The sequence below is a fragment of the Algoriphagus antarcticus genome (assembly GCF_002150685.1).
GTDB classification, from domain to species: Bacteria; Bacteroidota; Bacteroidia; order Cytophagales; family Cyclobacteriaceae; genus Algoriphagus; species Algoriphagus antarcticus.
The window spans coordinates 21,479-35,573 of record NZ_MSSW01000004.1; the positions used below are offsets into that span (position 1 = coordinate 21,479).

8 protein-coding genes are annotated in these 14,095 nt (G+C 41.6%); 3 read left to right on the top strand and 5 right to left on the bottom strand.

Translation table 11 applies throughout. The features are described 5' to 3' along the window. Nucleotides 1-30: 30 nt before the first annotated feature. Nucleotides 31-2,469 carry a glycoside hydrolase family 31 protein gene (locus BVH04_RS03105; protein ID WP_086539870.1) on the bottom strand — a complete coding sequence of 813 codons (2,439 nt, stop codon included), beginning with the start codon at nt 2,467-2,469 and terminating at the stop codon, nt 31-33. A gap of 183 nt (nt 2,470-2,652) precedes the next feature. Further along, nucleotides 2,653-3,684: a LacI family DNA-binding transcriptional regulator gene (locus tag BVH04_RS03110; RefSeq protein ID WP_086539871.1), complete on the bottom strand. Its 1,032-nt coding sequence runs from the start codon at nt 3,682-3,684 to the stop codon at nt 2,653-2,655. Nucleotides 3,685-4,650: 966 nt separating this feature from the next. On the opposite strand from BVH04_RS03110, the gene BVH04_RS03115 reads away from it, so the two are divergent. The 3 genes from BVH04_RS03115 to BVH04_RS03125 all read left to right on the top strand — a co-directional run bounded on the left by BVH04_RS03115 (nt 4,651) and on the right by BVH04_RS03125 (nt 10,151). Next, a complete protein-coding gene (locus BVH04_RS03115) occupies nt 4,651-7,452 on the top strand; it encodes an alpha-amylase family glycosyl hydrolase (RefSeq protein WP_086539872.1) in 2,802 nt (933 codons plus the stop codon). A gap of 16 nt (nt 7,453-7,468) precedes the next feature. Next, nucleotides 7,469-8,530 (top strand): class II fructose-bisphosphate aldolase, encoded by a 1,062-nt coding sequence (fbaA, locus tag BVH04_RS03120; protein WP_086539873.1) that lies wholly within the window; start codon nt 7,469-7,471, stop codon nt 8,528-8,530. Between the two features lie 73 nt (nt 8,531-8,603). Then, nucleotides 8,604-10,151: an alpha-amylase family glycosyl hydrolase gene (locus BVH04_RS03125; RefSeq protein WP_086539874.1), complete on the top strand. Its 1,548-nt coding sequence runs from the start codon at nt 8,604-8,606 to the stop codon at nt 10,149-10,151. Nucleotides 10,152-10,585: 434 nt separating this feature from the next. Here BVH04_RS03125 and pfkA read toward each other — a convergent pair whose 3' ends face one another. From pfkA to BVH04_RS03140, 3 genes are all read right to left on the bottom strand, one after another. Beyond that, nucleotides 10,586-11,572: a 6-phosphofructokinase gene (gene pfkA, locus BVH04_RS03130; protein ID WP_086539875.1), complete on the bottom strand. Its 987-nt coding sequence runs from the start codon at nt 11,570-11,572 to the stop codon at nt 10,586-10,588. A gap of 2 nt (nt 11,573-11,574) precedes the next feature. Then, a complete protein-coding gene (locus BVH04_RS03135; RefSeq protein WP_086539876.1) occupies nt 11,575-11,946 on the bottom strand; it encodes a methylglyoxal synthase in 372 nt (123 codons plus the stop codon). 93 nt (nt 11,947-12,039) lie between these two features. Beyond that, nucleotides 12,040-14,082, bottom strand: coding sequence for a S9 family peptidase (locus BVH04_RS03140; RefSeq protein WP_086539877.1), 2,043 nt, complete (start codon nt 14,080-14,082; stop codon nt 12,040-12,042). Between the last annotated feature and the right edge of the window lie 13 nt (nt 14,083-14,095).

Here is a 14,095-nt window from a genome sequence, read left to right on the forward strand (position 1 = left end):
CGATTTAAATAATGATAGGCTGTGGATGGGTTATACTAAACCGCTGATCTCCATTTTTTTTGACTGGATAGTTATTTCTAGGTACTTCAATTTTGGAATGGATAAATGTGGAAAGCCCAGATCCGGTAAAGGATCAAACTCACTCAATTTATCTAAAAACGCAAAGCTCTTTTGCTTTAAGCTAATAGTTTCCTCATCGTAAATGACCTTATCAGTCGTGAAGCCGTGAAGATATATTCTAAGGGTATCAAAGTGGCTGAAGTAATTTCCTGTCGCTTCGCTGATCATTAGTTTTTGCTCATCTGGAGAGAATGTAAAAATTCGCTCATGATATTCTCCAGACTCAAAATCAAAACTCACTCCGTCGTCCTCGTAGTGGATATATTCACTCCCTTCATTCCCTGCATAGAGGTGGATTCGAAGGATTCCATCATTTTTTGCAGCAGTATGAGCGATGTCATTTTGGAAAGCGAGAATACTGCCTCCTTTGACGAATACAGGGAGATTATTCAAGGGACAATCCTGGTAAATAACCTGACCGCCTTTGGAAGGTTGGTCAGTGAAAAAGTAATACCAATTGCCTTTTGGTAAATATACTTTCGTGATTTCTCTATAGCTTTCTACTGGTGCTATAAGAAAGGAATCGCAGAATAAATATTGGTTTTGATAAGCAGGCAGGAAAACAAGCGGATCATAGGCATAATCTATTGCTAAACTCGCCGCGATAGGTAACCCTGTTTGACTGCTTTGCCGAAATTTGCTATACAAAGTGGGAAGCAATTTGTACCGCAACTTCATATAGGATCTGGAGATTTCTTCCACTTCCTCACCAAATGCCCAGGGCTCAGAGTCATTGCTGTTGATCATGGAATGGGCACGAAACAGAGGTGAAAATGCACCTAAACTCATCCATCTGGCATAAAGCGATTTGGTCGCTTCCCCAGCAAATCCTCCTAAATCATAGCCTGAGAAAGGAATTCCGCTTAGGCCAAGACTATTGACAAGGCGAATACCTGCAAGCATATGCTCTTCTGTGGAGACATTGTCACCTGTCCAGACGGCTGCATAGCGCTGCACTCCCGCAAATCCAGATCTTGTCAGTACAAATGGACGCTGGTTTGGAAGGTTTGCTTCAGAACCTTCTTGAGTGCTTTTGGCCATCTGCATGCCGTAGATATTTCGAGCTTTTCGATGTGAAGCCGTATTTCCGTCATAATCAAACTCGATCAAATTAGGAGTAAACTGCCCCCAAGAAGCGGGCTCGTTCATATCAGTCCAGAATCCATCTACTCCAGCTTCAGTATAAAAAGCCATTTTCTCCATCCACCAAGTACGGGTTTTGGGATTGGTGAAATCGGGAAAAGCACACCAGCCCGGCCAGACCTGTGCTATATATTCTTTTCCATCTGGATAGTTTACAAAAAGACCTTGCGCTTTTCCTTCGTCAAAAGGTATATAACCCGCTTCGGTTTTGATTCCTGGATCCAAAATTACTATGACCCTAAATCCTTTTTCTTTGAGTTTAGAAATAAGACCCCTTGGGTCAGAAAATTTCTCTCCGTCAAAAGTAAACACCTTGTACTCCTCCATGTGATGAATATCCAAATAGATCACATCGGCTGGCATTTCTTTGTCACGGAACGTGTTAGCCAAGGTCAAAACCTCCTTATCCGGATAGTAGGAATACCGACACTGCTGATAACCCAAAGCCCATTTGGGAGGCATTTTCATTGTGCCTGTCAACTCAGCATAGCTGCTGATGATCTGAGAAACACTAGGCTGGTGGATGAAATAATAGTCCATATCTCCATCCTCTGCATTGAAATAAGCGAATCGGTTCGTAGATGCTCCAAAATTGAAAACACTTTTGTGGGTGTTGTCAAGGTAAATACCGTAGGCTTTTTCGTCCAGTAATCCTATGTAAAAGGGAATGCTCGCATACAGCGGATCATCATTTACACCATATCCAAAATAATCTGTATTCCAATTGGTATAAGCTCTTCCAATCCGATTCAAATTTCCGGTTTTTTCCCCTAGACCAATAAATTTTTCACTGGCTTGAATTTCCTTGTAGCAAGTGACTTCTGTGCCTATCCAGGAAATTCCCAGAGAATCATCCTTATTGAGTAGCGCTCCATCTTTATCAAAAAATGAGCAAATTCCATTTTGGAAATCAAACTGTACCTGAATCAGTGAAGTCTGGAGATGAAGTGATTCATCTTTTTCTTTCAGAGAAAATTTAACAGTATTCGCTTCAGCTACTATAGAGTAGGGGTTGGGGTCAAAAGATGAATTTCGAGAAGCCTGAATTCTGATAATACCTTCTCGGATTACGCTGATTTTAACCTGAGCTGTATCACTCTCAGCCAAAAAGCCATCAATGGTTTTTGTCCATTTTTCAATTTTCCCAATAGGAATATAGCGTGAAGAAGAATAAGTATGGGTGAGTGGTTTTAGGGATTGGGTCATGGATAAGTTGTGCTAATATTTTCATAAGCGAGACTAATTTAAAACCAAAACTGAATCATAAAAATCCGAAATTTACTGAAAGCCAAGAATGCAGCTTGCGGAAAAAATACGATGTGCCTTGAATTGAAAATGAGGCCTATTCAAACGTTTGCATTTTTCAGGTAAAAAAGATCTACTTTTTTCCTAAAATCTTTTTGAAGAATCCCTTTCCATCAGTTTTGTCTCCAGAACTAAGGTGCGCTCCATCGTTTCAGGATCAAGTTTTTTCTCAATTATGTCAAGTAACACCTCCGTAGCTCTAGCTCCCATCAAAAATCCAGGCTGCGAAACAGATGAAAGTTGAGGCTGTAGCATGGAGCAAAACTGCCAATCGCTGAAACCAACAATTCCCACTTCCAGAGGAATCTTCAAATCTGCATCCCGGCATGCCATCATGGCCCCAACGGCTCCTATATCATTGCAGCAAAAAAATGCGTCTGGGCGATCTGGAAGGGAAGTTAACACATCTGATACCATTTGCTTGCTTTCCTCCAAGGTGCCCAATGGACATGAAATTATATAGGATGGCTTAGCAGGGATGCCATTTTTCTCCAAAGCATCCTTATAGCCATTTTCTCTGTCAATACTTATTTTTAGTGTTTTCGGGCCAGCAAGGTGGACTATGTTTTTATATCCTTGACTAATCAGATGCGCTGTAGCATCAAAGGAACCCTGGTAATCATCCACCATGACATTGATCGCATTTGGAATAGCAGGAGCGCGGTCAAAAAATACGATGGGGAATCCCTGATCCAATACCCTGGTGAAGTGATCAAAAGTCTTTGTCTCTTTAGAGTAACTTACCAGAATCCCATCGATTTGGTTAGAAAGCATGGTTTCAATACTTGAAATTTCACGCTCTAATTTTTCATTGGATTGAGAAAGAATGACATTGTATCCTCTTGATTGGGCGATTTCCTCTATTCCGCTAATGACTGTGGAGAAAAAAAAGTGTACTACTTCAGGGATGATGACGCCAATGGTGAAAGACCTGCTTTTGCGAAGTGACAATGCAATGGCATTTGGTCTATAATTCATTTTCTCGGCTACTTCCTTTACTTTTCTCTTGGTTTCATTACTGATTCCCGGGTAGTCTTTCAGTGCACGGGAGATGGTCGAAGCTGAGAGATTGAGTTCTCTCGCAATATCTTTTATGGTAGCTTGGCCTATTTTCATAAAATTATATTATTCCTAGAATTCAATTTTCTTTAAAATTTGCAAGATCAGCGGCTAGCAAGCTATTCAATTTTGTAGTGAAAACACTTAAAACATTGTTCTAACCTTTTAGTAAACAAAAATATTTTTTTATGCAAACGTTGACGCAAACGTTTGCAATAAAAAATTAGGTGGTTAAAGCTTCGCTGCTCTTGTATTAGAATATTCTAAGCTTTAAAATTTATCAGAAATACAAAATGTTTGGAGATTGACTCATATTTTGAGAAAAGGTAAATGTAACTATAGCACTGAAAACTTTAATTATTGTATGAAAATTAAATCAAATTTTGAATGCACTTAAAGAAATCGGATGGGTGAACGCATTTATACCAGCGTTATGAATTTGTGAAAATTATGAAAATGTCACTAAGTATACGGCAGACTGGATCTATTTTATCAGATCCTAAAGCAGGATCATCAGTCGTGCTGAATGCAGATGATTAGAGGCTTAGATTCCATTTTAGCTCCTGATTTCTGAAGACAAGGAGAAGTGACATATTTCCTGGAGATGGATGTTGTGGATGCATCTTTTGCTGATGCTGCTGAGTTGGATCTTCTAAATCTAATGTGATAGAGATGCAAACAAGAAGCTAAATGACGTATTAATCGCTAATGGCAATACACTTGAAATCACATCTAATGTAGAGTTTAGAATAAAATCAACCATATTTCAACCATTATATCCGCTTTATGGAGAGACTGTCACACCTTAAAATAAAATATTAACATATCCGCTGTTGTATGTGCCAGGTGATATTATTCTGGGTTCTAAAGCGGGTAATTATATGGTTACATTAGACTTCAATATCCCAAGTGAAGAGTCCTTTACGCTTACCTAAGATTAATTGCCAAAAAATCTTTTTAACTAAGTTAAATTTTTCTGGCTTGGACTTTTACGTTCAACCCAGTCCTTACAAATTAACAGCCATGAAAACTCAACTATCATTTTTAAGCATCCTCCTGCTGTTATTTTGTTCCAATGGGGCATTTTCGCAGGTAAGCACCGAGCCAGCTGTGCCTAATGCTGCAGGAAAAGTGACAATCAGCTACGATGCTACAAAGGGCACAGCTGGATTAAAAGATTGCAATTGTGATATTTACATCCATATCGGAGCAGTGACAGAATCTGCGGCTTCTACTACTTGGTCTATAGTTCCGTTCACATGGGGGACCGCCAACACAAATGCAAAAATGACTAAGGTGGTAGGACAAGCTAATCTTTACACTTATGAATTGACTCCAAATACATTTTTTGACAATCCTAACGGACTGACCATCTACAGGCTGGGAATGGTTTTTAGAAATGCAGATGGCTCCAAAGAAGGTAAGAATAGTAGTGGTGGCGACATTTTCGTGACTCTTGCTCAGGGGTTTCAGGTTGCATTTACCTCACCGGCCTCCTCTTCAGTCTCGCTCGAAGTAGGCGAAAGTTTTACTTTCACAGCTGAAACTTCAGCTCCTTCTGCCGACATCTCTTTAAAGCTAGATGGCGCTCTAGTCAAGAGTGGGACAGCTATTCAATCTCTTTCTTATACATATCTAGCTTCTCAAGCTGGCAATTACAAATTGGTAGCAGATGCATCCAGTGGCTCAAATCAAGATTCCCAAACTGTGGATATTGAGGTTTTTGCTCCATCCACTATTGCAACACTTCCTGCAGGTGCAAAACTTGGCATCAATTACCTGTCTGATACAGAAGTGATTTTGGCACTGAATGCCCCGGGAAAGAAGCTGGTGAATGTGATTGGCGATTTCAATGATTGGACTAAAATGCCATCCTATCAAATGAACAGAACGCCGGATGGCGAGATTTTTTGGTTGAAAATCACAGGACTTACGCCTAAGAAAGAATACATATTTCAATATCTGGTAGATGGAGTGATACGAATAGGTGATCCTTATGCTGACAAAACTTCAGATCCGGATAATGATCAAGAAATCATCAGCCAAGGAAGATATTCTGGACTGAAGCCTTATCCCTCTGGCAAAACCCAGTATCAAGCGACTTACCTCCAGACAGCTCAGAATGACTTTAGCTGGAAAAACACTTCATACGAAAAACCAGAACCGGAAGAGTTGGTGATCTATGAGCTATTAGTACGGGATTTTGATGACAAAAGAAGCTACAAAGCAGTGGAAGATCGACTGGATTATCTCCATGATTTGGGAGTAAATGCGATCGAGCTGATGCCAGTTGGAGAGTTTGAAGGCAATCTTTCCTGGGGCTATAATCCTTCCTTTTTCTTTGCACCAGACAAATATTATGGTACCAAAAATGAGCTAAAACAATTGATAGACGCAGCTCACGGGAAGGGAATAATGATCATCATGGACCTAGTGCTCAATCATGCTTTTGGTCAGAATCCTATGGTGAGACTTTACAATGATGGAGAATTTGGATCACCTACACCGGATAATCCTTGGTTCAATAGAAATGCTACCCATCCCTTCAATGTAGGTTATGATTTCAACCACGAAAGCAACTACACCCAAGCCTTTGTGGATTCAGTGAATAACTACTGGCTGACTGAATACAAAGTTGATGGCATCCGATTCGATCTGAGCAAGGGTTTTACCCAAGTAGTTTCAGGTACTGATGTGGGCAAATGGTCTCAATATGATGCTTCTCGCATTAAGATTTGGAAACATATTTACGATAGAATCAAGACGAATCATCCAGAAACCTATGTGATCTTGGAGCATTTGGCAGACAATAGTGAAGAGAGAGAATTAGCAGACTATGGTCTGATGTTTTGGGGAAATATGAATTTTGATTTCCGTGAGATGGCCAAAGGTCAAAACAGGGATTTCAACTGGGCATATTACGGCTCCCGTGGATGGAAGGAACCGAATTTGGTGGCTTATCAGGAAAGCCATGACGAGGAGCGGGTAATGTGGGAAACTTTGACATATGGTGCGACTTCTCCTATAAATCTCAAGCAATTGGAAAATGCTGTCAATAGAAATCAACTCTTAACAGCGTTTTATTTTGGAATTCCGGGGGCAAAAATGATCTGGCAATTTGGTGAGTTTGGCTATGATCAGGAGCTGAATAATGACCGTCTTGGAATCAAACCTACCAAATGGCAGTACCTGGACGATCCACAGCGGCAGCGACTATTTCAGCTGTACCAAGAAATGATCGATTTGAAAGCTCAGCATTCAGTATTCAGCGACCCCGACAAAACTACTATGACACTGAGCGGAACTGTCAAATCCATTATCCTTGAAAGCGAGTCTATAGATGTTGTCATGCATGGGAATTTTGGCCTTTCAACTGCAGCAAATGTCCCCGTAAGTTTCCCGAAAACTGGCACTTGGTACAATTACTTCACCGGAGAGGAATTGGTGGTGAGCAGCAACACGGTGAATTTCAGTTTCAGATCGAGTGAGTTTTATCTTTTCACCGACAAGAAATTGGAAAAGCCGCTGGAAGGTATACTTCAGATGGATTTTGTGACAGAAATCCCTAAGGAAATTGTTCCAGATGATGCTTTTATTATCTATCCCATTCCCACTCAAGGGCGATTAACAATACAGCTTCCTATCGAAATGAGGGGGGCAAATTATCGCATAATAGATATGACCGGAAGGATATTGAAGGAGGGGAATTCCGCAAATGGAAGTGAAATTTTAGAATTGGATGTAAGGAATATTCAGGCAGGGATTTATATCTTTGAAGCTTACGACACGAAAAGAGTGCTTTTTAAGCGCTTTATTAAGAATTAATCAAATCTATATACCTATGAAATTTAAACCTGGAGTAAAATACGGTGAAGAGCTCAGAGATCTTTATGCTTACGCAAAAGAGAATGAGTTCGCTATGCCGGCAGTGAATGTGATCAACACCAACTCGGTGAATGCAGTCTTGGAAACAGCCAAGAAGCTGAATTCGCCAGTCATCATCCAGTTCTCAAATGGTGGAGCACAATTTTTTGCTGGAAAATCTCTAGCTAACGACAAACAGCAGGCAAGTATCGCTGGTGGCATCTCTGGTGCGCATCATGTGCACTTAATGGCTGAAGCATACGGAGTTCCGGTTATTTTGCACACAGATCACGCTGCTAAGAAATTATTGCCTTGGATCGACGGACTTTTGGATGCTGGTAAGGCATATTATGCTACGCACAAAAGACCATTGTATAGCTCACACATGCTGGATCTTTCTGAAGAGCCATTGGAAGAAAACGTGGAGATCTCCTGCAACTACTTCAAGGAATTTGAAAAGCTAGAAATGGCTATCGAAATAGAACTTGGCGTGACAGGCGGTGAGGAAGATGGCGTGGATAACACGGATATCGATTCTTCTAAGCTTTATACTCAGCCTGAGGAAGTGGCTTATGCTTATGAGCACTTGAAAGAAATCGGTGATCTATTTACCATTGCTGCTGCTTTCGGTAACGTTCACGGAGTGTACAAGCCAGGAAACGTAAGCTTGAAGCCAATCATCTTGAAGAACTCTCAGGATTTCATCAAAGAAAAACATGGTTTGACAGGAAAGCCGTTGAACTTCGTGTTTCACGGTGGGTCTGGATCTACCGTAGAGGAGATCAGAGAAGCCAATAGCTACGGATCTATCAAGATGAATATCGATACGGATATGCAATGGGCATTCTGGGAAGGTATCTTGAATAACTACAAGAAGAATGAGGCATACCTACAGACTCAACTAGGTAGTCCAAAAGGAACTGATAGCCCTAATAAGAAATATTACGATCCAAGAAACTGGTTGCGCAAAGGCGAAGAGAACTTCGTGAAGCGTCTTGAGCTTGCATTTGACATGCTTAATGCTGTAAACAGAAATTAATTTACACTACCACCATTGAAGAAAAAGTCACTTAAGCAGGTGACTTTTTCTTTTCCATACCAATTCTAATTTTATGAAAAACCTTCAATTAGTTGCGATATCAAGTTTGGCTATACTTTCCGCTTGTGAATTTGGTAATTCACCCGAAGTGAAAAATTATTGGCCACAAGCAGGAGTGACATATGAGATTTTTGTGCAGTCGTTCTATGACAGTAATGGAGACGGGATTGGTGATCTGAATGGTGTGACCCAAAAGCTGGACTATGTAAATGAATTAGGAGCGAATGCGATTTGGTTTATGCCTCTTATGTCTTCTCCCAGCTATCATAAATATGATGTGACTGACTACAAAGCCATTCATCCGGATTATGGGACGATGGAAGATTTCAAAAATCTAATCGCAGAAGCTCACAAGCGAGACATCAAAATTGTGATCGATCTCATCATCAATCACACCAGCAATGAGCATCCCTGGTTTTTGGAAGCTAAAAAAGGGCGGGAAAATCCATACCGTGATTACTATGTTTGGGCACAAAAAGATACCATTGCTGATTTTCTAAACAAGAAAGTAATCACACTTGACAGTGACAATATCCAGCAGTGGCATGACCCGGGAATGGGTGAGGATTTTTACTATGGTTTTTTCTATGGGGGGATGCCGGATTTGAATTTTGATAACCCAAAAGTTCGCCAAGAGATCTACGATATAGGGAGGTTTTGGCTGGAGGAATTTGGAGTAGATGGTTTTCGCTTGGATGCAGCAAAGCATATTTTTCCAGATGACCGACCATTGGATAATCATGATTTCTGGAAGGAGTTCCGTGCAGAAATGGAGAGCATCAAATCAGACGTTTACTTAGTAGGAGAGGTGTATGACAAAAAGGAAATTGTCGCTCCCTATTTACCCGGTTTACCTGCACTTTTCAATTTTGATTTTCACTATACCCTAATCAAGGCGTTGAATCAGGAAGATGGTATGCTTCTGGTGACTAAGCAGAAAGAAATCATCGACTTCTATCAGGGAATCACCCCGACTTTCATAGATGCCACCATTTCTTCCAACCATGATCAGCCGCGCTTGCTCAATGAGCTGGGTTCGGATCCTCAGCGGTATAAGCAAGCTAGTGCAATTCTCCTGACGATGCCGGGAGCACCGTATATCTATTATGGAGAGGAAATCGGGATGCTTGGACTCAAGCCAGATGAGCATATCCGTGAGCCTTTTCTTTGGGATGTGGCCGAAAAAGACAGTGCACGTACCCAATGGATAGAAGCGAAATATTCCACTGATGGCACGGTGACGCCGCTTGCCTTACAACGCGATAATCCGGATAGTTTTTTCAATCATTACAAAACCCTGATCAATCTCAGAAATTCTTATCCGGCCTTGGCAATTGGTTCGCTGGAATTGTTATCAGAAACCTATCCAAAACCTATTATGGTCTATCTCAGAAAAAGTGGCGAGCAAGAGCTGGTTGTTTTTCATAATGTAGGATCAGAGGCAGTGGAGATCAATATTCCCGCAGGTTTTGAAAAAGAAGTTTTTTCAATGGGAGAAGTGGAGTCCAATCAAAATAAAATTACACTTGGTAAAAATTCTAGTGTAGTACTGGGGAAGTAAAGAATATGAGAATAGGTTGCCATGCTCTCGTCATCGATTTTATATATCCCCGCCCCGATAGCTATACTGGGGTACCGGGGGCTATTCATGGTTTGACCACTTCGTGGTTTTCGGTTTAACTGGGCAATCGCACCTTTGATTCTCTTTTTTCCCCAAGGCAAGAAAATTTCAATCTATAATTCTGAAATGCCAGCCCGCCGTGGCGGGGATCGAACCATAAATAACTTGTCCGCTAAGCCACGGCGCACAGGCGCGGCGGAGCCATGGGTGCAACCCTTGGAAAAGATCGTTGTGCTGAAGAGAAAGTAGACACGATAAGAGGATGATAACCGAAAAGACCTTCGAACCCTGATATTTCATCAGGATTCAAAGGTCATAAGCGTCAAAAAGTAAAAACCTTCGAGGTTTTGAAAACCTCAAAGGTTAAATAGTAATTAGGTTGATAGGATTTTTGCTACACGGAAATCATCCTCATCCACTGTCTTATCATCGACGATGGCTTTTTTGATCGGGGTATATACTACTTTGTTATTGATCAATCCTGCCATCACATCGTATTTGCCCTGAAGCAGACCTTCTACGGCTGCTACGCCTAGTTTGGAAGCAAGTAGACGGTCGAAAGAACTTGGAGACCCGCCGCGTTGCAGGTGTCCTAGAATAGTTACTTTTATATCGTAGTAAGGAAGGTGCTTTTTCACCAATGCAGCGATTTCTGTGGCCCCACCACTTTTTCCTCCTTCCGCCACTATCACGATATTGGAAGCTTTTTTCGCTTTGGTTCTGATTCTCAGCTTATCTACCAAATGCTCAATTGGCATTTTTTTCTCAGGAATCAAGATAGCCGCTGCGGCACTTCCTATCCCTGCATTGATTGCAATAAATCCCGCATCTCTGCCCATTACTTCCACGAAGAAAAGTCTATCATGTGAAGTGGCTGTGTCACGGATCTTGTCGATGGCCTCGATGGCGGTATTACAAGCCGTATCAAAACCGATGGTAGAATCTGTGCCGGAAAGGTCATTGTCAATTGTCCCGGGAAGTCCTATAGCCGGAATTCCAAATTCCTTGTAGAATAAGTGAGCTCCAGTCAAAGAACCATCTCCTCCGATCACTACTATGGCATCTATACCATGAGATATAAGGTTTTTATAGGCAGTTTGACGACCCTCAGTAGTACGGAATTCTGCACTTCTGGCAGACTTCAGGAAAGTACCACCACGCTCAAGTACATGGGTGATATGTTTGGATTCCAATTTTTTGATATCGTTTTGGATCATACCCTCATATCCACGGTAGATTCCATACATTTCTATATCATAGTACAATCCTGCTCGGACTACGGCACGGATCGCAGCGTTCATGCCTGGGGAGTCACCTCCGGAAGTAAGAACACCAATTTTTTTAATGGTTTTAGGTTCCATTTTTAGGTTTGAGTAAAGGCTTTAAACATAAGTGCGGCCGAAGCCGGGTTGGTTGCCAATGGGATATTGTGTACATCACATATCCTCATCAGCATCTGCACATCCGGTTCATGCGGATGCTTGTCAAGAGGGTCTCGAAAGAAAACAACCATTGCGAGTTCTTTCTGTGCTGCCATAGCCGCAATCTGAGCATCACCCCCAATTGGCCCTGAGAGTAATTTTTGAACTTCAAATCCTGCTTTTTCGATATGTGAACCTGTAGTGCCAGTTGCTACCAAGTCCACATCTGCTTGGAGAAGTCTTTCGCGGAATCCACTTAAAAAATGAACCATGTCAGCTTTTTTGCCATCATGGGCTATAAGAGCAATTTTCATCTGGTATAGGGTAATAGGTTCGTGTCAAAGTTAGGAAAAATTCTTTCCCTGAAGCCTCGGCATTGTTTATTTAAAGGTGTCTTAGTGTCTAGTTCAAATTAATTTCTCCAAATAGAAAAGGAAAGTATATTCCAGTGCCATTTCTTTGAGAGAATTAAATCTTCCTGAAGCGCCTCCGTGTCCTGCATCCATATTGGTGTGGAGGAAAAGAAGTTTAGAATCAGTTTTCAGTTCTCTTAGTTTTGCCACCCATTTGGTAGGCTCCCAATACTGAACTTGGCTATCATGCAGTCCGGAAGTGATCAGTAGATTTGGATAGTCTTTGGCTTCCACATTGTCATAGGGAGAATAGGACAGCATGTATTCGTAATACTCTTTATCCTTAGGATTGCCCCATTCCTGAAATTCTCCTGTCGTCAGCGGAATACTTTCATCCAGCATGGTAGTCACCACATCGACAAAGGGTACTGCTGCAATCAGTCCATTGAATAAATCCGGACGTAAGTTCATGACAGCTCCCATTAATAATCCTCCAGCACTTCCTCCCATGGCATATAGATGCTCGGGCGAAGTGTATTTTTCACCGATCAGATGCTCTGCACAGGTAATGTAATCGGTGAAGGTGTTACGCTTTTTCAGCATTTTCCCATCCTCGTACCATATTCTGCCAAGGTCTTCGCCGCCACGGATATGTGCTATCGCAAAGACGAATCCTCTGTCCAATAAGCTCAAACGACTGCTGGAGAAATACGCATCCATACTGAAGCCATACGATCCATAGGAATAGAGTAGGAGGGGATTGGATCCGTCTGGTGAAAATTTATCGATTTTGTAAACCAACGAAATTGGCACCATCAGTCCGTCAGCAGCTTTCGACCAAATTCTGGCAGAAGTATAGTCCGAAGCATCATAGCCACCCACGATTTCCTGCTGCTTGAGCAAGGTTTTCTCTTTGGTCACCATGTGGTAGTCAAAAGTACTTGCAGGAGTCACTAGGGAGTTGTATCCAAAGCGTAAAATCGAAGTGTCAAACTCCGGATTGGTGCTGATCCAAGCAGTGTAGGTTTCATCGTCAAATTCCAAGGAATGTCCAGCCGTGCCATCCCAAGGTTTGATATTGATTTTGCAGAGTCCATTTGCTCTCTCTTGTACGACCAGGAAGTTGGAGAAAATATCAAAATCCTCAAGTAAAACCGTATCTCTATGAGGAATTACATCTTCCCAGTTCTCTAATTGAGGAGTTGAAATTGGAGCTTTTACCAGTTTGAAATTCTGAGCCTCCAGATTCGTTCTGATCCAGAAGTGATCCTGATAATGATCTGCCGCATATTCCAAATGAGGAAGTCTAGCCTGAAGTAGTGTAAATTCTCCTGTAGGATTAGATGCATCCAAGAATCTCATTTCCGAAGAAATAGTGCTTTCAGAATGTACTAGAATATATTTTTCAGATTTGGTTTTATGAACGACACAGGAGAATTCTTCATCTTTTTCCTCATAGATCAAGAGGTCATTGGCTGTGGAAGTACCCAATCTGTGAGAATAGATCTGATAGGAGCGAAGGGTGTCAGGATCTTGCTTGGAGTAAAAAAGCGTTTGATTATCTGTAGCCCAGGCAAAATTCCCTGTGATAGCAGGTATGTGATCTGCGAGGATCTCACCAGTCTCTAGGTCTTTGAAGTGAATCTCGTAGATTCTTCTTCCGACTTCGTCCGCTGCGAAAGCAAGCGTTTTCAGATCTGAAGTGGCAGCGGTGCCTCCTACTTGGTAATAGGATTTCCCATCTGCAAGCAAATTTACATCAAGAAATATCTCTTCTGCTGCATCCAAACTACCTTTTTTGCGACAATACAAAGGATATTCTCCACCCGTTTCGTATTTGACATACCAGTAATAGCCGGATTTTAGATATGGAACACTTTCGTCGTCTTCTTTGATTCTGCCTTTCATTTCCTGAAATAGTTTCTCCTGAAATTCTTCAGTGGATTTCAAACTCGTTTTCAGGTATTCATTCTCAGCATTTAGGTAGGCGATGACCTCGGGGTTTTCCCGGTCGCGCATCCAATAATAATTGTCAGTGCGCTGATGACCATGTGTTTCTAAGAGCTGAGCTATCTTTTTGGCTTTAGGTGCCTGCATTGTTGAGTATTTA

Coding starts and splice junctions, on each gene's coding strand:
- BVH04_RS03105 (WP_086539870.1), bottom strand. CDS start 2,469: ATGACCCAATCCCTAAAACCACTCACCCATACTTATTCTTCTTCACGC.
- BVH04_RS03110 (WP_086539871.1), bottom strand. CDS start 3,684: ATGAAAATAGGCCAAGCTACCATAAAAGATATTGCGAGAGAACTCAAT.
- BVH04_RS03115 (WP_086539872.1), top strand. CDS start 4,651: ATGAAAACTCAACTATCATTTTTAAGCATCCTCCTGCTGTTATTTTGT.
- fbaA (WP_086539873.1), top strand. CDS start 7,469: ATGAAATTTAAACCTGGAGTAAAATACGGTGAAGAGCTCAGAGATCTT.
- BVH04_RS03125 (WP_086539874.1), top strand. CDS start 8,604: ATGAAAAACCTTCAATTAGTTGCGATATCAAGTTTGGCTATACTTTCC.
- pfkA (WP_086539875.1), bottom strand. CDS start 11,572: ATGGAACCTAAAACCATTAAAAAAATTGGTGTTCTTACTTCCGGAGGT.
- BVH04_RS03135 (WP_086539876.1), bottom strand. CDS start 11,946: ATGAAAATTGCTCTTATAGCCCATGATGGCAAAAAAGCTGACATGGTT.
- BVH04_RS03140 (WP_086539877.1), bottom strand. CDS start 14,082: ATGCAGGCACCTAAAGCCAAAAAGATAGCTCAGCTCTTAGAAACACAT.